A 17,940-nucleotide genomic window follows, 5' to 3' on the forward strand; every position below is an offset into this window, starting at 1 on the left:
TGCGTGCGTCATGGCTTTCGTCATGGCGCGCGGCAATCAACGAATCCATGTCTTCGAATCTCCACGATCTTCCTGATAGTCCCTGCATCGGCGTGTGCTCCACGCTTTTCGACGACATCTGCAAAGGCTGCGGCCGCACGGCGGGTGAAGTGTCGAACTGGGTGTTTCTTTCCGATGCCGAGAAGCAGGCCGTGTGGGAGCGGATCAGGCGTGAAGGGACGGCGATGCGGTTCAGGAAGCCAACGTGAACCGGCTCGGCTAAAATGGTTTTGGCGGACCCGGACGAGCAGCATCCGCCTCAGTCATGGCGAAACCCGGGATGGGCTGCCGATGCGGGGTTGCTGGTTTCCCGACACAACAAAACCAGCGCGATAACCAATGAAAAAGCCGCGCATACGTCTGTATGCGCGGCTTTTGTTTGCAATGCCGACTGCGGCTTTACTGAATGCCCTGACTCGACAAGAAGTCCTCGTAATTCCCACCGAAGTCGCGCAATGTGCCATCCGTCTTCACTTCGATGATCCGGTTCGCCAGCCCGCTCACGAACTCGCGGTCATGCGACACGAAGATCAGCGTGCCTTCGAACTTGTCGAGTGCAATCTGCAGCGATTCGATGGACTCCATGTCCATGTGGTTGGTCGGCTCGTCCATGAGCAGCACGTTATGGCGGCCGAGCATGAGCTTGCCCCAGATCATGCGGCCCTTCTCGCCGCCCGACAGCACCTTGACGTTCTTCTTGATGTCGTCCGCGTTGAAGAGCAGGCGCCCGAGCGTGCCGCGCACCATCTGGTCGTCATCGCCTTCCTGACGATACTGGTCGACCCAGTCGGTCAGCGTCTCGTCCTTCGGAAACTCTTCGTAAGTGTCCTGCGGCATGTAGCCGACGTTCGCGTTCTCCGCCCACTTCACGCGGCCGCCGTCCAGGTCGAGCGCGCCCCTGAGAGACTTCAGAAGCGTGGTCTTGCCCGCGCCGTTTTCGCCGATGATGGCGATCCGCTCGCCCGGCTGCACGCTCAGGCTGAAGTTCTGAAAGATCGGGCGGTCGTACTTCTTCGTGATGCCCTCGGCCACCACCGCGATGTTGTGCAGCTTCTTCTCGAACTCGAAGCGGATAAACGGATTCTGCCGCGACGACGGCTTGAATTCCTCGATCTTGATCTTGTCGATCATCTTGAGACGGCTGGTCGCCTGACGCGCCTTCGACTTGTTCGCCGAGAAGCGGCGCACGAAGTCCTGCAGGTCGGCCACGCGTTCCTTCGCCTTCGCGTTCGCGTTCTGCTGACGCTCGCGCGCCTGCGTGCTCGCCAGCATGTAGTCGTCGTAGTTGCCCGGCCAGAGCTTGAGCGTGCCGTAATCCATGTCCGCCATGTGCGTGCAGACCTGGTTCAGGAAGTGTCGATCGTGCGAGATGATGATCATCGTCGAGTTGTACTGGTTGAGCACGTCTTCCAGCCAACGGATCGAGTTGATGTCCAGGTTGTTGGTCGGCTCGTCCAGCAACAGCACGTCCGGCTTCGAGAACAGCGCCTGCGCCAGCAGCACGCGCAGCTTCCAGCCTGGCGCAACGTTGCTCATCGGGCCATTGTGATCGGCGATATCGATGCCGATGCCAAGCAACAATTCGCCCGCGCGCGCTTCGGCCGTATAGCCGTCGTATTCGGCGAACTTCGCTTCAAGGTCGGCGGCGCGCATGTAGTCGTCGTCGGTGGCGTCGGGGTTCGCGTAGATCGCGTCGCGCTCGGTCATCGCGGCCCACATTTCGGTGTGACCCATCATGACCACATCGAGCACGCGCATGTCTTCATACGCGAACTGGTCCTGACGCAGCTTGCCCAGACGCACGTTCGGCTCGAGCATGACGTTGCCCGAACTCGGCTCCAGATCGCCGCCCAGGATCTTCATGAAGGTCGACTTGCCGCAGCCGTTCGCGCCGATCAAGCCATAGCGGTTTCCCTCGCCGAACTTGACCGAGATGTTCTCGAAGAGGGGCTTGGGCCCGAATTGCATGGTGATATTGGCGGTAGACAGCACGGCGCGTCCTTTGAATGATGTACGGCGAAAAACCTATGATTTTAGCAGATTTTGGTGGCGATTCTGGCGGGGAGCGGCATGAGCCTTGGCATTCCGGCAGATTACGCGGATCAAAAAACATCGGGGCGCCGGCCGAACCGGCCGCGCCCCGCGCTCAACCGCTCTCGATCCGCGCGCGGCGGATGCGCTTCAAGTCCGTTCAGCGATAAACGCCTTCACCACGGCTGCATCCGCAGGAACGATATCGAACCTTTGTGGCAGTTTTTCAAGTCCCACGAACGCGATAGGACGCTCGGGCTCGCGGTTCAACGCCTCGCGGATGGTCTCGCCGAATTTGATCGGCTGCGCGGTCTCGAGCACGATCATCGGCACGCCGGGTTTGAGGTTCTCGCGAGCAACCTTCACGCCGTCGGCGGTGTGCGTGTCGATCATCGTGCCGTAACGCTCGAACACATCGCGAATGGTGTTCACGCGGTCGTCGTGATCGCTCTTGCCCGACACGAAGCCGAATTGCTTCACCCGCGCAAAGTCGCCGCTCGCCGCGAGATCGAAGCCGCCCTTCTCGTCGACGTCGCGGAACAGTTGCAGCACGCGCGCCGGGTCGCGGCCGAGCAGGTCGTACACAAAACGCTCGAAGTTCGACGCCTTCGAAATATCCATGCTCGGGCTGGTCGTGTGATACGTCTCGTCCGCGCCGCGCACGCGATAGATGCCCGTGCGGAAGAATTCGTCGAGCACGTCGTTTTCGTTGGTGGCGACCACGAGCTGATCGATCGGCAGACCCATCATGCGCGCGATATGCCCCGCGCAGACGTTGCCGAAGTTGCCCGACGGCACCGTGAACGACACGCGCTCGTCGTTGCTCTTCGTCGCGGCAAAATAGCCCTTGAAGTAGTACACGACTTGCGCGACCACGCGCGCCCAGTTGATCGAATTGACCGTGCCGATCTTGTGCTTCGCCTTGTAGGCGTGATCGTTCGATACGGCCTTCACGATGTCCTGGCAATGGTCGAAATTGCCTTCGACCGCGAGGTTGAAGATGTTCGGGTCTTGCAGCGAAAACATCTGCGCCGTCTGAAACGCACTCATCTTTTTATGCGGCGAGAGCATGAACACACGCACGCCGGTCTTGCCGCGCATGGCATATTCGGCGGCGCTGCCGGTATCGCCCGACGTTGCACCGAGAATGTTGAGCGTTTCGCCGTGCTTTTCCAATGCGTACTCGAAGAGATTGCCGAGTAGTTGCATTGCCATGTCTTTGAAGGCGAGCGTCGGACCATTCGACAGTTCCAGCAACGACAGCGGCGTGCCGTTCTCCATGCCCAGCGTCTTCAGCGGCGTGATCTGCGCGGCGCTTTCTTCGTGGCGCACGTTGCTGTAGACCTGCGCGACGTAAGTCTTGCGCGTAAGCGAACGCAGGTCGTCGGCGGGAATGTCATCGCTGAATTTCGACAGCACTTCGAAGGCGAGATCCGCATACGACAGAGTGCGCCAGCGCGCGAGTTCATCGGCCGAAACGCGCGGATATTCCGCCGGCAGATACAGACCGCCGTCCTTCGCGAGACCGCCGAGCAAGATGTCCGAGAACGTGTGGCGCTCGTTCGAGCCGGCGCCGCGCGTCGAGATGTAGTTCATGTCGCGTTCCTGTGCTTAATTCAGCGTTGCCATGCGCAGTTTCGTCACCTTGGAGACGACCGTGGAAAGCGCTTCGATCTGGGCGATCGCCGCGTTCGCGTTCTTTTCCACCGTCTCGTGCGTGATGAGGATGATGTCCGTCTCGCCCTTGTGCTCGCCGCCGACGTCTTCCGATTCCTTCTGCAGCAACGCGTCGATGGAGATGCCCTTGTCCGCGAGAATGCGCGTGATGTTGGCAAGCACGCCCGTCACGTCGGCGACACGCAAACGCAAGTAATAGCCGCTCGTCACTTCGTCGATTGGCAGGATGGGCGTGTTCGCCAGACTGCCCGGCTGGAAGGCCAGATGCGGCACGCGATGCTCCGGGTCGGCCGTATGCAGACGCGTGACATCCACGAGATCGGCGACCACGGCCGACGCCGTCGGCTCCGCGCCCGCGCCCTTGCCGTAGTAGAGCGTCGTGCCGACCGCATCGCCATGCACGACGACCGCGTTCATCGCGCCTTCGACGTTGGCGAGCAGACGCTTGGCCGGCACCAGCGTGGGGTGCGTGCGCAACTCGATGCCCTTCTCCGTGCGCCGCGCGATGCCGAGCAGCTTGATGCGATAGCCGAGATCCTCCGCGTAACGAATGTCGATGGCTGCGAGCTTGCTGATGCCTTCCACGTACGCGCGGTCGAACTGCACCGGCACGCCGAACGCGATCGCGCTCATGATCGTGACCTTGTGCGCGGCGTCGACGCCTTCGATGTCGAAAGTGGGATCGGCCTCCGCGTAACCCAGATCTTGCGCGCCCTTCAACGCGGTCGCGAAGTCCAGCCCGCGGTCACGCATCTCCGAAAGAATGTAGTTCGTCGTGCCGTTGATGATGCCCGCGATGTATTCGATACGGTTCGCGCTCAGGCCCTCGCGAAGCGCCTTGATGATTGGAATGCCGCCCGCCACCGCTGCTTCGAACGCAACCATCACGCCCTTCGCGTGCGCGGCTTCGAAAATCTCCGTGCCGTGCACCGCGAGCAGTGCCTTGTTCGCCGTGATCACGTGCTTGCCGTTGGCGATGGCGCGCAGCACCAATTCGCGCGCGAATCCCGTGCCGCCGATCATTTCGCAAACGATGGATATCGCCGGGTCGTCGACGACGGCGAGGAAGTCGTCGGTGACCGCCACGTTCGCTGCCGCTTGCACCTTCGACGGTGTACGCACGGCAATGCGCGTGATCTCGATACCCCGTCCCGCGCGGCGCCTGATTTCTTCCTGATTGCGGCGCAGCACCGTGAAGGTGCCGCTGCCAACCGTGCCGAAGCCCAACAGTCCTACTTTGATCGGTTCCATACAGCGTGAGTCTTCTAAGAAAAGTTAAGCGGAGTGACGTTTGCGATAGCCGTCGAGAAAGCGCGCGATGCGGTTGATCGAGTCGGCCAGATCGTCGAGGTTCGGCAGGAAGACCACGCGGAAGTGATCCGGCGTCGGCCAGTTGAAGCCCGTGCCTTGCACGAGCAGCACGCGTTCTTCGAGCAGCAGGTCGGTGATGAATTGCTGATCGTTTTCGATCGGGTACATCTTGGGATCGAGCTTCGGGAACATATACAGCGCGGCCTGCGGTTTCACGCACGTGACGCCCGGAATGGCCGTGAGCATGTCATAGGCGAGCTCGCGCTGTTTGAACAGCCGCCCGCCCGGCACGATCAGGTCGTTGATGCTCTGATAACCGCCGAGCGCCGTCTGGATGGCGTATTGGCCGGGCACGTTCGGGCACAAGCGCATGGACGCGAGAATGCCCAGGCCTTCGAGATAGTCTTTCGCGCGACGGCGATTTTCCTCGATGAGGCCCGACACGGCCATCCAGCCCGCGCGATAACCGCACGAACGGTAACTCTTCGAGAGACTGTTGAACGTGACGGTTAGCACGTCCTCGGAAAGCGCGGCCATGGACGTGTGCGTCATGCCGTCGTAGACGATCTTGTCGTAGACCTCGTCCGCGAAAATGATCAGGCCGTGTTCGCGCGCAATGTCGATCAGTTCGAGCAGCAGTTCGTCCGAATACAGCGCGCCCGTCGGATTGTTTGGGTTGATGACGACGAGCGCCTTGGTGTTGGCGGTGATCTTCGAGCGGATGTCGTCGAGATCGGGCATCCAGCCATTGCCTTCGTCGCACATGTAGTGACGCGGCGTGCCGGCGGAAAGACTTACCGCGGCCGTCCAGAGCGGATAGTCGGGCGCGGGCAGCAACACCTCGTCGCCATCGTTCAGAAGCGCCTGCATGGCCATGACGATAAGTTCCGACGCGCCGTTGCCGATGAAAATGTCGTCGAGCGTCACGCCCGTCACGCCCTTTTGCTGCGTGTAATGCATGATCGCCTTGCGCGCGGCGAATACGCCCTTCGAATCCGAATAGCCCGACGAACCCGGCAAATTGCGGATCATGTCCTGAATGATCTCGTCCGGCGCTTCGAAACCGAACGGCGCCAGATTGCCGATATTGAGCTTGATGATGCGATGCCCTTCTTCTTCGAGACGCTTCGCGTGTTCGAGCACGGGCCCGCGAATGTCGTAGCAGACGTTTTGCAGCTTGTTGGATTTGAGAATCGGTTTCACGGGCGCGGCTCTTGTGTTTGGGCTGTCTGGTGGATTCGTTTTAAGGATTCGTTCTGGCGTTCTGGCGTTCTGTCGTTTCGGCGTTTCGATGCAGCAGGTGCTTCGGTCGATGCTCCGGCGGTTCGTGTCCGCTTCTGGAACGCGCACGCGAAGCGAGATGACACGAAGTGACGCGGGATGGCGACGAGCTGCGGCAGACTACGGCATGTTACTGGACTGCCGCCGCTTCTCGGGATTTTGAACCCTGGGCGAGGAACACCGCGCCGGATAGGGGCGCAGGCGTAACGGTACGGATTGCGTGTCGAAGGCGGCTTGTGGCGGCACGCGAGCGCAACGGGGGCCGCGCGAGCGGTCCGCGCGGCTGGAAAGTTATAATTTACTGATTATGGCCCGGTTCCGCAATGCACCAAACACTGGCGCGAAGCGCCTTTTGGTGCGTTTTCCGCCGCCTTCTCGCGCTTTTTTCAGCCGCGTACGGCGGATGCCGGGTTTTACTCCTTTCCTTGCCGGACCATCGTTTTGAAACTTCATCAAGACTCCAGCGGCGCGCTCAACACCATCACGAGCTACGGAGACGACTTCGTCGCGATCAATCTCGAACGCCATGAGGGCAGCGTGATCGTCATGCCCGAGGCGCCCGTCGTCAAATGGCCGGTGGCATCGTTCGACGCGCTCGCGCCCGAGCATTTCGAGGAACTCGTGAAAGCCGCGCCCGAAGTGGTCATCTTCGGCAGCGGTTCCAGATTGCGCTTTCCGCATCCGCGGCTCACGGCAGCGTTGACCAAGCATCGTATCGGCGTGGAAACGATGGATATCGGCGCTGCCTGCCGCACCTACAACATATTGATGTCCGAAGGCCGGCGCGTGGCCGCCGCACTGCTGATCGAGGAATGAGCGGAAACTAAGGCTCGGCTAAGGATGCGCCGCAATACTTCGGCGACAGGCGCCTCTTTGGCGCACGCGCTGGCTTCTCGGCGCCCGGCGTGCGCCAATTTGACGAATCCGGCCTGGCAGTGCGATACACTCCCGCCCGGCGAACGTTGCGCCGAACCTGAAAGGCGGTAACACAGCGTGCGCCACGGCCAGTCCGGCGCTCATGCGAGCCTGCACGCAAGCGACGGCTTCGCGCCCCGCGCGGCCGGTTGCGCCACTCATTCACAAGCGCCGCGCATGGCGGCATCGAACAGGTCGACTTCATGAACGATACGCCTTCGCGGCTACCGCTCACGCGTCTCTCACTCATTCTTCTCGTCGTCGCGCTGGCCGTCATCTGGTTCGGGCCGCTTGGGCTCAGGCATCTCGTGCCGAGCGACGAGGGCCGCTACGCCGAAATGGCGCGCGAAATGTTCGTCACCGGCGACTGGATCACGCCGCGCTACAACGGCTACAAATACTTCGAGAAACCGCCGCTGCAGACCTGGGCGAACGCGCTGACCTTTGCGTGGTTCGGCGTCGGCGAATGGCAGGCACGGTTCTATACGGCGCTTTGCGGCTTCGCGGGCGTGCTGATGGTCGGCTACACGGGCGCGCGGGTCTTCAACGCGATGACGGGCTTCGCGGCCGCCGTGATTCTCGCGACCTGCCCGTACTGGAACCTGATGGGCCACTTCAACACGCTCGACATGGGCCTGTCGTTCTGGATGGGGCTCACGCTCTGCGCGCTTTTGCTCGCGCAACGCCCAGGGCTGGCCGTGCGCGAGGTGCGGCTCTGGATGTGGCTTTGCTGGGCGGCGATGGGCGCGGCCATGCTCTCCAAGGGGCTCGTCGGCGTAATCCTGCCGGGCGCGGTGCTGATCATCTACTCGCTCGTGGCGCGCGACTGGGCGCTTTGGAAGCGGCTTTATATCGGCAGCGGGCTGATCGTGTTCCTGATCGTCGTCGCGCCGTGGTTCGTGCTCGTGCAGATGAAGAACCCCGAGTTCTTCAATTTCTTCTTCATCGTGCAGCAGTTCAAGCGCTATCTGACGCCCGAGCAGAACCGTCCCGGACCGTTCTATTACTTCGTGCCGGTGCTCATCGTCGGCTTTCTGCCGTGGCTGTCGATCGCGTTCCAGAGCGTGCGCCACGGTCTCAAGACGCCGCGCCAGCCCAACGGCTTCGCGCCCGTGACCATGCTGCTCGTCTGGTCCGCGTTCATTTTTCTGTTCTTCAGCGCCTCGCATTCGAAGCTGCTGTCCTATGTCTTGCCGATTGCACCGGCGCTCGCGCTCGTCTTCGGGCTTTATCTGCCGTCGCTGACGAAGCCGCGTTATCGCATGCATCTGATCGGCTATGCGGTGTTCCTGATCGCCGCGGCGTTCGGCGCGATCTTCATCGGCCGGGCGGGCAGCGCGAATACGCCCAATGCGCTGTATCGCGCGTTCCAGATATGGGTTTATGCGGGACTGGCGGTGGCGTTCGTCGTGACGCTCACGGCGCTCTGGCTCAATCGCCGGAACGTGCTTGCGGGCGCGGCAGGGCTGGGCGCGGCGTGGCTGCTGCTCGGCACCATCGCGGGAACGGGTCACGACGTATTCGGCACCGACAGCTCGGGCGTCAAGCTCGTGCCAGCCGTGAAAGCCGCGATGGCGAAACTCCCGCCCGGCACGCCCTTTTACTCGATCGCCAAGCTCGATCACACCATGCCGTTCTATCTCGATCAGCCGATGATCATGGTGCAGGAAGCCGACGAACTCACCTTCGGCGTGCAGACGGAGCCGCGGAAGTGGGTGCCGAGCATCGACCAATGGGTCAAGCTTTGGGACTCGCAACCGTATGCGCTCGCGCTGATGCCGCCTGGCCGCTACGACGACCTCGCCGCCCGCCATGTGCCGATGCAGGTCATCGCCCGCGACGCGCGCCGTGTGATCGTCGAGAAACCGCAACCGTGATGGCGCACTCTGCCACCTCGCGCGGCATCACGTCTGACACAGTGCGTGCCACGCGCGCAAACGGATTGCACGACCGTTCGGCCAACCCCGTTGTGGCGGCCCGGCTTTTTCCTTATCGTGTGAGACCAGCAAGACCGTCGGCACGATCAACCAGGCGCCAACCCGCGACTAATCCGCAATGAATCCGATTTCCTTCGCTTGTATCCTCATCGGCGTATTGTTGAACGCGTGCGCGCAGTTGCTGCTGAAGGCGGGCGTCAACGCCGTCGGGCACTTCGAACTCACGGCGAGCAACATTCTGCCGGTCGGTTTCAGGATCGCGACGCAATGGCCGATCATCGGCGGCCTTGCCTGCTATGTGCTGAGCGTGGGCGTGTGGATCGTCGGCCTGTCGCGCGTGGATGTGTCGATCGCCTATCCGATGCTCTCGCTCGGCTATGTCGTCAACGCCTTCGCGGCATGGTATTTGTTCGGCGAGGTGCTCTCGCTGCAGCGGCTGATCGGCATCGGCATCATTCTGCTCGGCGTGGTCGTGCTGGCGCGCGGTTAGGCGCCGCGACCGGCGTTGAATTCACTCGTGCCGCCAATACATCAGATCAACTCCATTTTCTTAAGCAAATAGTCCATGACTCAGACATCGCGGCCGTTCCTGCCCTTCGTCAAGCCCGACATCGATGAAGAAACCATTCAGGGCGTCGCCGACGTGCTGCGTTCCGGCTGGATCACGACGGGCCCGCAGAACCAGCAGTTCGAGGCGGAATTGTCGGCGTTCGTCGGCGGCAGGCCGGTGCGCGCGTTCAACTCAGGCACCTGCACGATGGAAATCGGCCTGCGAATTGCAGGCGTCGGCGCGGGCGACGAAGTCATCACGACGGCGATGACTTGGGTATCGACGGCGAACGTCATCATCGAAGTCGGCGCGACGCCGGTTCTGGTCGATATCGACCCGGCCACGCGCAACATGGACCTGAACTTGCTGGAACGCGCCATCACGCCGCGCACGAAGGCGATCATGCCGGTGTATCTGGGCGGCCTGCCGGTGAATATGGACCGGCTTTACGCCATCGCACGCGCCCACAAGCTGCGCGTGATCGAAGACGCGGCGCAGGCGTTCGGTTCGAGCTGGAACGGCAAGCGCATCGGCGCGTTCGGCGATCTCGTTTCGTTCAGCTTTCACGCGAACAAGAACGTGACGTCGATCGAAGGCGGCGCGCTCGTCTTGAACGACGAGGACGAAGCCGAACTCGCGCGGAAGTATCGCCTGCAGGGCATCACGCGCACGGGTTTCGACGGCATGGACTGCGACGTGCTCGGCGGCAAGTACAACCTGACGGATGTGGCGGCGCGCGTGGGTCTCGGGTCGCTGCGCAAGGTGGAAAGCATCACGCAACGGCGGCGCGAACTGGCGCAGCTTTACTTCGATGCCTTCGACGGCGGCGCGGCCGTGAAACTCGGTCTAGGCTTGCCGCCGCGCAACTTTACGGACAGTAACTGGCACATGTTTCAGGTCACGCTGCCGCTCGATCAACTGAATCTCACGCGCGCGCAGTTCATGGGCGAGCTGAAGGAGCGCGGCATCGGCACGGGCGTGCACTATCCGGCCCTGCATCTGTTCACGCTGTATCGCGAGCGCGGCTTCAAGGAAGGCATGTTCCCGCACGCGGAGCACTTCGGCGCATCCAACGTGACGTTGCCGCTTTTCCCGCAAATGAGCGCGGAGGACATCGCGCACGTGGTCACTTCCATCGACGAGATCTGTGCGCAGCACGCCAGACTGCATGCCTAACAAGGACACCCAGCGCAACATGAGTCATACGGATTTCGCGGCGACGGCACCCGAGGTAACGGTCGTCATTCCGGTCTACAACGAGGAAGCCGGCCTCGCCGCCCTCTTTGAGCGCCTTTATCCGGCGCTCGATGCGCTCGACGCATCGTACGAGGTGATCTTCATCAACGACGGCAGCCGCGACAAGTCGGCCGCGCTGCTCGCCCAGCAGTTCCACGTGCGTCCGGACACCACGCGCGTGATCCTGCTCAACGGCAACTATGGTCAGCACATGGCGATTCTCGCGGGCTTCGAGCAATCGCGCGGCGAGATCGTCGTCACGCTCGACGCCGACTTGCAGAATCCGCCCGAGGAAATCGCCAAGCTCGTCGAAAAGATGCGTGAAGGCTACGATTACGTCGGCACCATTCGCGAACAACGGCAGGACAGCCTGTGGCGCAAAAAGGCATCGCTTGCCATGAACCGTCTGCGCGAGCGCATCACCAAGATTCGCATGACGGATCAGGGCTGCATGTTGCGCGCGTACAGCCGGCATATCATCGACACGATCAACCGCTGCGGCGAAATCAACACGTTCATTCCAGCGCTTGCCTACACCTTCGCGCAGAACCCGATCGAAGTGGGCGTGGCGCACGAAGAGCGCTTCGCGGGCGAATCCAAGTACTCGCTTTATAGCCTCATCCGGCTGAACTTCGACCTCGTGACGGGCTTTTCGGTCGTGCCGTTGCAATGGCTGTCGTTCATCGGCGTGATCCTTTCGGTCGGATCGGCGGGACTGTTCCTGCTGCTGTTGATACGCCGCTTCATGTTCGGCGCGGAAGTTCAGGGCGTGTTCACGCTCTTCGCCATCACGTTTTTCATGCTCGGCGTGATCATCTTCGCGCTCGGCCTGCTCGGCGAATATATCGGCCGGATTTATCAGCAAGTGCGCGCGCGCCCGCGCTATCTCGTGCAGACCATTCTCGAGCAGCGCGACGGCCTGCCAACGGCCAGCCAGCCGCGCCAGCAAGTGATCCATCTGGCGGTCGCCGATCGCGAGGACGAAGGCCGATGAAGCCGCGCGCCGTCGTATTCGCTTATCACAATGTCGGCGTGCGCTGCCTGCAGGTGCTGCTCGCGCGCGGCGTCGACGTGCGGCTCGTCGTGACGCACGAGGACAGCGCAAGCGAGAACATCTGGTTCGGCAGCGTGGCGCAGGTCGCGGCGGAACATGGCATCGACGTGATCACGCCCGCCGATCCCAAAGCGCCCGACGTGCACGACGCAGTCGCCCACGCCGCGCCGGATTTCATCTTCTCGTTCTACTACCGGCACATGCTGCCCGTGACGCTGCTCGCGTTGGCCAGGCGCGGCGCGTACAACATGCATGGCTCGCTGTTGCCGAAATATCGCGGCCGCGTGCCGACCAACTGGGCGGTGCTCAACGGCGAAACCGAAAGTGGCGCGACGCTGCACGAAATGGCCGAAAAGCCCGACGCCGGCGCGATCCTCGCGCAGACGTCCGTGCCTATCCTGCCGGATGACACCGCCGCTCAGGTCTTCGACAAAACCGTGGTCGCCGCCGAGCAAACGCTCTGGCGCGTACTGCCCGCCCTGCTTGCCGGCGAAGCGCCGCGTCTGCCGAACGATCTCGCCGCCGGCAGCTACTACGGCGGGCGCAAACCGGAAGATGGCCGCATCGACTGGACGGCGAACGCACAACGCGTCTACAACCTGATTCGCGCGGTGGCGCCGCCCTATCCCGGCGCGTTCACGGACATGGGCGGCGAGCGCTTCATCGTCGCGCGGGCGCGGCTCGTTCCTGAAACCGGTGCGCCCGGCGTTACGCGCGAGCGGCTCGCCGCGCTCAGGGATTTGCCCTGCGGCCTGACGCTGGCGGATAATGCGCTGTTTGGCGTCTGCGGCGATGGCCGCGTCGTCGCCGTGCACGAGTTGCGTCATCGGCCATTGAATGCCGAAGCGCAGCCCGTGGGCGAGGAGCGCACCGTCGAACCCGCCGAATTCGGCCGAATCATTCAATCCTCTCGTCATTCATGAAAAAAGTTCTCATCCTGGGTGTCAATGGCTTCATCGGCCATCACCTTTCCAAGCGCATCCTCGAAACGACCGACTGGGAAGTCTTCGGGATGGACATGCAAACCGATCGCCTGGGCGACCTCGCGAATCACGAGCGGATGCATTTCTTCGAAGGCGACATCACCATCAACAAGGAGTGGGTCGAGTATCACGTCAAGAAGTGCGACGTGATTCTGCCGCTCGTCGCCATTGCCACGCCCGCGACCTACGTGAAGCAGCCGCTGCGCGTGTTCGAACTGGACTTCGAGGCCAACCTGCCGATCGTGCGGTCGGCGGTCAAGTACGGCAAGCACCTCGTGTTTCCGTCGACCTCCGAGGTGTACGGCATGTGCGCCGACGAGCAGTTCGATCCGGAGAACTCCACGCTTTCCTACGGCCCCATCAACAAGCCGCGCTGGATCTACGCCTGCTCGAAGCAGTTGATGGACCGCGTGATCTGGGGTTACGGCATGGAAGGCCTCAACTTCACGCTGTTCCGCCCGTTCAACTGGATCGGCCCGGGCCTCGACTCCATCTACACCGCGAAGGAAGGTTCGTCGCGCGTGGTTACGCAGTTCCTGGGACACATCGTGCGCGGCGAGAACATCAGCCTCGTCGATGGCGGCGCGCAAAAGCGTGCGTTCACGGATATCGACGACGGCATCGGCGCGCTGATGAAGATCATCGAGAACAAGGACGGCATGGCGTCGGGCAAGATCTACAACATCGGCAATCCGGTCAACAACTTCTCGGTGCGCGAACTCGCGCACAAGATGCTCGCGCTCGCCGCCGAGTATCCCGAGTACGCGGAGACCGCGAAGAAGGTGCAGCTCGTCGAGACTTCGTCGGGCGCGTACTACGGCGCGGGCTATCAGGACGTGCAGAACCGCGTGCCGAAGATCGACAACACCATGCAGGAACTGGACTGGAAGCCGGAAGCGAGCATGGACGACGCGCTGCGCAAGATTTTCGAAGCGTATCGCACGCTCGTCGGCGAAGCTCGCGCGCTCGTCGAGCAGTCTTAAGGAACGGCGCGTGGCCCGTATCGTTCTCAAGATCGACGTCGACACCCTGCGCGGCACGCGCGAAGGCGTGCCCAAACTCGGCAGATTGCTCGACAAATGCAGCGCCCGCGCGACGTTTCTGTTCAGCCTCGGGCCGGATCACACCGGCTGGGCGCTGCGCCGCGTGTTCCGGCCGGGCTTTCTAAAGAAGGTGTCGCGCACGTCTGTCGTCGAGCATTACGGTGTGAAGACGCTGATGTACGGCGTACTGCTGCCAGGGCCGGATATCGGCCGCGAGGCGAAGGCCGAAATGCGCGCCATCCACGAAGCCGGGTTCGAATGCGGCATCCATACCTGGGATCACGTCTACTGGCAGGACAACGTGCGCGCGCGCGATCAGGCGTGGACCGTGTCGCAGATGCAGCAAAGCCATGCGCGCTTCATCGAGATTTTCGGCGCGCCGCCCGTCACGCATGGCGCGGCGGGCTGGCAGATGAACGGCTACGCGTTCGAACAGATCGACGCCTGGGGTATGCGCTACGCATCCGACGGGCGCGGCCATACGCCGTATATTCCAGTGCTCAATGGCCGCACGCTCGATCACATTCAGATGCCGACCACCCTGCCGACCCTCGACGAAATCCTCGGCGTCGATGGTGTCGACACGACCAACGTCGCCGCGCATCTCTTGCGTCACACGCAGAACAATCCGCGCGACCAGGTTTTCACGCTGCACGCCGAACTCGAAGGCCAGAAGCTCGCGCCGGTGTTCGAGCAACTGCTGGCGGGATGGCGCGCGCAGGGACACAGCTTCGCCACGATGGGCGACTATCATGCGACGCTGGACCGCGCTTCCCTGCCCACGTACCCTGTCACGTGGGGCGAGATCCCTGGCCGCGCCGGCGAATTGATCGTTCAGCCGGGCTGATCCGCTTCTGCTTACTAGTCCCTCTGCTTCAAATAAACAACATCTGGCCAAGGTTGGGCTACGCGCCCGACCCTGGCCGACAAAGGAGAAACTTCGTGTCAGTCGCAGTCGATCAGCCCGTTCCCGACTTCACCGCACCCGCCACCGGCGGCGAGTTCACGCTCTCGAACCTGCGCGGCAAGAAAGTCGTGCTGTTCTTTTATCCCAAGGACAACACGCCCGGCTGCACGACGGAAAGCCTGCAATTTCGCGACCACTACGATCAATTCCAGGCCGCTGGCGCGGAAGTGGTCGGCATCTCGCGCGACAGCGTGAGATCGCACGACAACTTCAAGGCCAAACTGGAGCTGCCGTACACGCTGGTATCGGACGCCGACGAAGCCATCTGCTCGCTTTTCGATGTCATCAAAATGAAGAAGATGTATGGCAAGGAAGTGCGCGGCGTCGAGCGTTCCACGTTTCTGCTCGATGCAAAAGGCGTGCTGCGCCGCGAGTTTCGAGGCATCAAGGTGCCGGGGCACGTCGAGGCCATCGTCGAGGCTGTACAAGCAATTTGAGGCGCGCTATATTGGTCCGCAATGAGCGCCTGTCCACCCCATGACCTTCTACCGAGCGAAAGCTGCCGTACGCCTTTAGGCGCAATCGGCAGGAGCCCGGGCTATGCGAGGCATCTACGGCGGTACAGCGCACCAGACTCGAAGTCAGCCGCTGGTTCCGGTAGTCGGGACGGCGGCTTTTTTATTGGCGTCGCGCGAATGCCACAGTCGGCCACGAAGTTTTCCGGACCTTCGCACGACACCAGTGGACGCACACTCAAGGAGCAGATCGAAACTTAGGCGAACCGGCGTTTTCGACAAACGAAGCGCGCCGCCGGACGCAGACTGCGAACCACGATTCGCTGCGAGGGCGAACGAGCAGAATGCGACAGGCGGCGCGCAATATACGACCCGATTCCTTTCGAGGGAACACCATGCCTTTGCCTACCGCCCCGGCCAAGCTCGGCCATCTCCTCCCGGCTGAGGAATACAAAGCCAAAGCCCGGCCGTCGAAGCAGAAGAAACAGACGTCGTCATCCGGCGACGAGGAAAACGGCGCGGTCCAGACCGTCGCCGCCGAGCGTCCCGCGGCGAATGCCGCGCATACGCTGCGTTCCATCGCGAGCGAGGTGCTGACCCAGATTCCGCTCGAAGCGCCGAGCGAAGCCGTCATGCCCGCCGCGCCCGCACCTGCCACGCGCGCACGCCGCACCAAACAGACCGCCGCGCTCCTGCAGCCGGCGCCGAACGCGCGTCAGGCAGCCGATGAAGCCGCGCCCGCAACGCCTGTCGAACCCGCCGCGCGCGAAGCCCGTACCGGCCGCGCGGATGCACCCGTCGCGCCCGCGGCCACGACCGCCGCGCGCGCCGCGAAAGAGCCGGCCGCGCAGAACAAACGCCGTCAGCGCGGCGTGCAGGAAGCCGAATTGCACAAGCTTTTCGTGCTCGATACCAACGTGCTGATGCACGATCCGAGCTCGCTCTTCCGCTTCGAGGAGCACGACGTCTATCTGCCGATGATGACGCTCGAAGAACTCGACAATCACAAGAAGGGCATGTCGGAAGTCGCGCGCAATGCGCGTCAGGTGAGTCGCACGCTCGACGCGCTCGTCGCGCACGCGGGCGAGATGTCGGCGGGGCTGCCGCTCGCCGCGCAGGGTAATCGCGACGCGCTCGGACGGCTCTACTTCCAGACGACGCTCACCGATATCGAACCGGTCGAAGGCTTGCCTGTCGGCAAGGCGGACAACCAGATTCTCGGCGTCGTGCGCGCGTTGCAGAAAGAGCGCCCGGACCGGCAGGTCGTGCTGGTGTCGAAAGACATCAACATGCGTATCAAGGCGCATGCGCTCGGCTTGCCCGCCGAAGACTACTTCAACGATCAGGTTCTCGAAGACAAGGACCTGCTCTATTCGGGCGTACGCGCGCTGCCGCAGGACTTCTGGACCAAGCACGCCAAGGGCATGGAGAGCTGGCAGGACACGAAAACTGGCACCACGTATTACCGCGTGACCGGTCCGCTGTGTTCGTCGATGCTCGTCAACGAGTTCGTCTATCTGGAGCCGCAGAACGGCGAGCCGTCGTTCCATGCGGTGGTGCGCGAGTTGAACGGCAAGACGGCGCTCTTGCAGACGCTGCGCGACTACGGCCATCACAAGAACAACGTGTGGGGCATCACGGCGCGCAATCGCGAGCAGAACTTCGCGCTCAACTTGCTGATGAACCCGGAGGTCGATTTCGTCACCCTGCTCGGTCAGGCCGGCACCGGCAAGACGCTCATGGCGCTTGCCGCCGGCTTGGCGCAAGTGCTCGACGACAAGCGCTACAACGAGATCATCGTGACGCGCGCGACCGTGCCCGTGGGCGAGGACATCGGCTTTTTGCCGGGCACCGAGGAAGAGAAGATGCAGCCGTGGATGGGCGCATTCGACGACAACCTCGAAGTCCTGCAGAAAACCGACGATGCCGCCGGCGAATGGGGCCGCGCGGCGACGCAAGAACTGATTCGCTCGCGTCTCAAGGTGAAGAGCATGAACTTCATGCGCGGCCGGACGTTCGTGGATAAGTACGTGATCATCGACGAGGCGCAGAATCTCACGCCCAAGCAGATGAAGACGCTCGTCACGCGCGCGGGTCCGGGCACGAAGATCATTTGCCTGGGCAATATCGCGCAGATCGACACGCCTTATCTGACTGAAGGCAGTTCCGGCCTGACCTACGTGGTGGATCGCTTCAAGGGATGGACGCATAGCGGCCATGTGACGCTTGCGCGCGGCGAGCGCTCGCGTTTGGCGGATTACGCGTCGGATATTTTGTAAGCGCTTTTGACTTGACGAAACGGCCCGGTGAAGCGATTCGCCGGGCCGTTTCTATTCGTCCGATCGTTTCGCCACTGCAACACTTACGACGCAAACTTCATGTGATGTCTCAGGAAAACTTGCCGCACGTCCGTTCGGCGGTCTAGTATCGACAGACTGCCCTCTTTTGGCGAGATGCTGCT

General features: G+C 62.3%; 15 protein-coding genes. 11 read left to right on the top strand and 4 right to left on the bottom strand.

Annotated features, from left to right (window positions below):
* The first annotated feature begins 47 nt into the window (after nucleotides 1–47).
* Complete coding sequence (locus tag NCR40_RS06595) at nucleotides 48–248, top strand: DUF1289 domain-containing protein (protein WP_244825197.1); 201 nt, start codon at nucleotides 48–50, stop codon at nucleotides 246–248.
* A gap of 190 nt (nucleotides 249–438) precedes the next feature.
* Here NCR40_RS06595 and NCR40_RS06600 read toward each other — a convergent pair whose 3' ends face one another.
* The 4 genes from NCR40_RS06600 to NCR40_RS06615 form a co-directional block, all read right to left on the bottom strand.
* A complete protein-coding gene (locus tag NCR40_RS06600; protein WP_250464797.1) occupies nucleotides 439–2,031 on the bottom strand; it encodes an ABC-F family ATPase in 1,593 nt (530 codons plus the stop codon).
* A 189-nt stretch (nucleotides 2,032–2,220) separates the two neighbouring features.
* On the bottom strand, nucleotides 2,221–3,666 hold the full coding sequence (gene thrC, locus NCR40_RS06605) for a threonine synthase (RefSeq protein WP_250509037.1): 1,446 nt from the start codon (nucleotides 3,664–3,666) through the stop codon (nucleotides 2,221–2,223).
* Between the two features lie 15 nt (nucleotides 3,667–3,681).
* The gene (locus NCR40_RS06610; protein ID WP_250464792.1) at nucleotides 3,682–4,998 is read right to left on the bottom strand and encodes a homoserine dehydrogenase; all 1,317 of its coding nucleotides are present in this window, start codon (nucleotides 4,996–4,998) and stop codon (nucleotides 3,682–3,684) included.
* A gap of 24 nt (nucleotides 4,999–5,022) precedes the next feature.
* On the bottom strand, nucleotides 5,023–6,261 hold the full coding sequence (locus NCR40_RS06615; RefSeq protein ID WP_244825201.1) for a pyridoxal phosphate-dependent aminotransferase: 1,239 nt from the start codon (nucleotides 6,259–6,261) through the stop codon (nucleotides 5,023–5,025).
* Nucleotides 6,262–6,780: 519 nt separating this feature from the next.
* Between NCR40_RS06615 and NCR40_RS06620 the strand changes: the two genes are divergently transcribed.
* The 10 genes from NCR40_RS06620 (at nucleotide 6,781) to NCR40_RS06665 (ending at nucleotide 17,758) form a co-directional block, all read left to right on the top strand.
* On the top strand, nucleotides 6,781–7,155 hold the full coding sequence (locus tag NCR40_RS06620; RefSeq protein ID WP_244825202.1) for an Mth938-like domain-containing protein: 375 nt from the start codon (nucleotides 6,781–6,783) through the stop codon (nucleotides 7,153–7,155).
* Between the two features lie 302 nt (nucleotides 7,156–7,457).
* The gene (locus NCR40_RS06625) at nucleotides 7,458–9,131 is read left to right on the top strand and encodes a glycosyltransferase family 39 protein (protein WP_250492356.1); all 1,674 of its coding nucleotides are present in this window, start codon (nucleotides 7,458–7,460) and stop codon (nucleotides 9,129–9,131) included.
* A 178-nt stretch (nucleotides 9,132–9,309) separates the two neighbouring features.
* Entirely contained in the window at nucleotides 9,310–9,681 is a 372-nt protein-coding gene (locus tag NCR40_RS06630; protein WP_244825204.1) for an SMR family transporter, read from the top strand.
* 75 nt (nucleotides 9,682–9,756) lie between these two features.
* A complete protein-coding gene (locus NCR40_RS06635; RefSeq protein ID WP_250509038.1) occupies nucleotides 9,757–10,917 on the top strand; it encodes a DegT/DnrJ/EryC1/StrS family aminotransferase in 1,161 nt (386 codons plus the stop codon).
* 19 nt (nucleotides 10,918–10,936) lie between these two features.
* Nucleotides 10,937–11,971: a glycosyltransferase gene (locus tag NCR40_RS06640; RefSeq protein ID WP_244825206.1), complete on the top strand. Its 1,035-nt coding sequence runs from the start codon at nucleotides 10,937–10,939 to the stop codon at nucleotides 11,969–11,971.
* The gene (locus tag NCR40_RS06645; protein ID WP_250509039.1) at nucleotides 11,968–12,954 is read left to right on the top strand and encodes a formyltransferase; all 987 of its coding nucleotides are present in this window, start codon (nucleotides 11,968–11,970) and stop codon (nucleotides 12,952–12,954) included. Before NCR40_RS06640 ends, NCR40_RS06645 begins: the two co-directional genes overlap by 4 nt.
* On the top strand, nucleotides 12,951–13,997 hold the full coding sequence (locus NCR40_RS06650) for a bifunctional UDP-4-keto-pentose/UDP-xylose synthase (protein WP_244825208.1): 1,047 nt from the start codon (nucleotides 12,951–12,953) through the stop codon (nucleotides 13,995–13,997). Before NCR40_RS06645 ends, NCR40_RS06650 begins: the two co-directional genes overlap by 4 nt.
* A gap of 10 nt (nucleotides 13,998–14,007) precedes the next feature.
* Nucleotides 14,008–14,904, top strand: a complete 897-nt coding sequence (locus tag NCR40_RS06655; RefSeq protein ID WP_250509040.1) for a polysaccharide deacetylase family protein — start codon at nucleotides 14,008–14,010, stop codon at nucleotides 14,902–14,904.
* Between the two features lie 95 nt (nucleotides 14,905–14,999).
* The gene (locus NCR40_RS06660; protein WP_244825211.1) at nucleotides 15,000–15,461 is read left to right on the top strand and encodes a peroxiredoxin; all 462 of its coding nucleotides are present in this window, start codon (nucleotides 15,000–15,002) and stop codon (nucleotides 15,459–15,461) included.
* A gap of 413 nt (nucleotides 15,462–15,874) precedes the next feature.
* Nucleotides 15,875–17,758, top strand: a complete 1,884-nt coding sequence (locus NCR40_RS06665) for a PhoH family protein (protein WP_250509041.1) — start codon at nucleotides 15,875–15,877, stop codon at nucleotides 17,756–17,758.
* Nucleotides 17,759–17,940 lie beyond the last annotated feature (182 nt).

Source organism: Caballeronia sp. GACF4 (assembly GCF_023631025.1).
Lineage (GTDB): Bacteria > Pseudomonadota > Gammaproteobacteria > Burkholderiales > Burkholderiaceae > Caballeronia.

Excerpts from the sequence above, each read along its gene's own strand:
- NCR40_RS06635 (WP_250509038.1), top strand. The coding sequence starts at position 9,757 with ATGACTCAGACATCGCGGCCGTTCCTGCCCTTCGTCAAGCCCGACATC.
- NCR40_RS06595 (WP_244825197.1), top strand. The coding sequence starts at position 48 with ATGTCTTCGAATCTCCACGATCTTCCTGATAGTCCCTGCATCGGCGTG.
- NCR40_RS06610 (WP_250464792.1), bottom strand. The coding sequence starts at position 4,998 with ATGGAACCGATCAAAGTAGGACTGTTGGGCTTCGGCACGGTTGGCAGC.
- NCR40_RS06640 (WP_244825206.1), top strand. The coding sequence starts at position 10,937 with ATGAGTCATACGGATTTCGCGGCGACGGCACCCGAGGTAACGGTCGTC.
- NCR40_RS06625 (WP_250492356.1), top strand. The coding sequence starts at position 7,458 with ATGAACGATACGCCTTCGCGGCTACCGCTCACGCGTCTCTCACTCATT.
- thrC (WP_250509037.1), bottom strand. The coding sequence starts at position 3,666 with ATGAACTACATCTCGACGCGCGGCGCCGGCTCGAACGAGCGCCACACG.
- NCR40_RS06630 (WP_244825204.1), top strand. The coding sequence starts at position 9,310 with ATGAATCCGATTTCCTTCGCTTGTATCCTCATCGGCGTATTGTTGAAC.
- NCR40_RS06645 (WP_250509039.1), top strand. The coding sequence starts at position 11,968 with ATGAAGCCGCGCGCCGTCGTATTCGCTTATCACAATGTCGGCGTGCGC.
- NCR40_RS06650 (WP_244825208.1), top strand. The coding sequence starts at position 12,951 with ATGAAAAAAGTTCTCATCCTGGGTGTCAATGGCTTCATCGGCCATCAC.
- NCR40_RS06665 (WP_250509041.1), top strand. The coding sequence starts at position 15,875 with ATGCCTTTGCCTACCGCCCCGGCCAAGCTCGGCCATCTCCTCCCGGCT.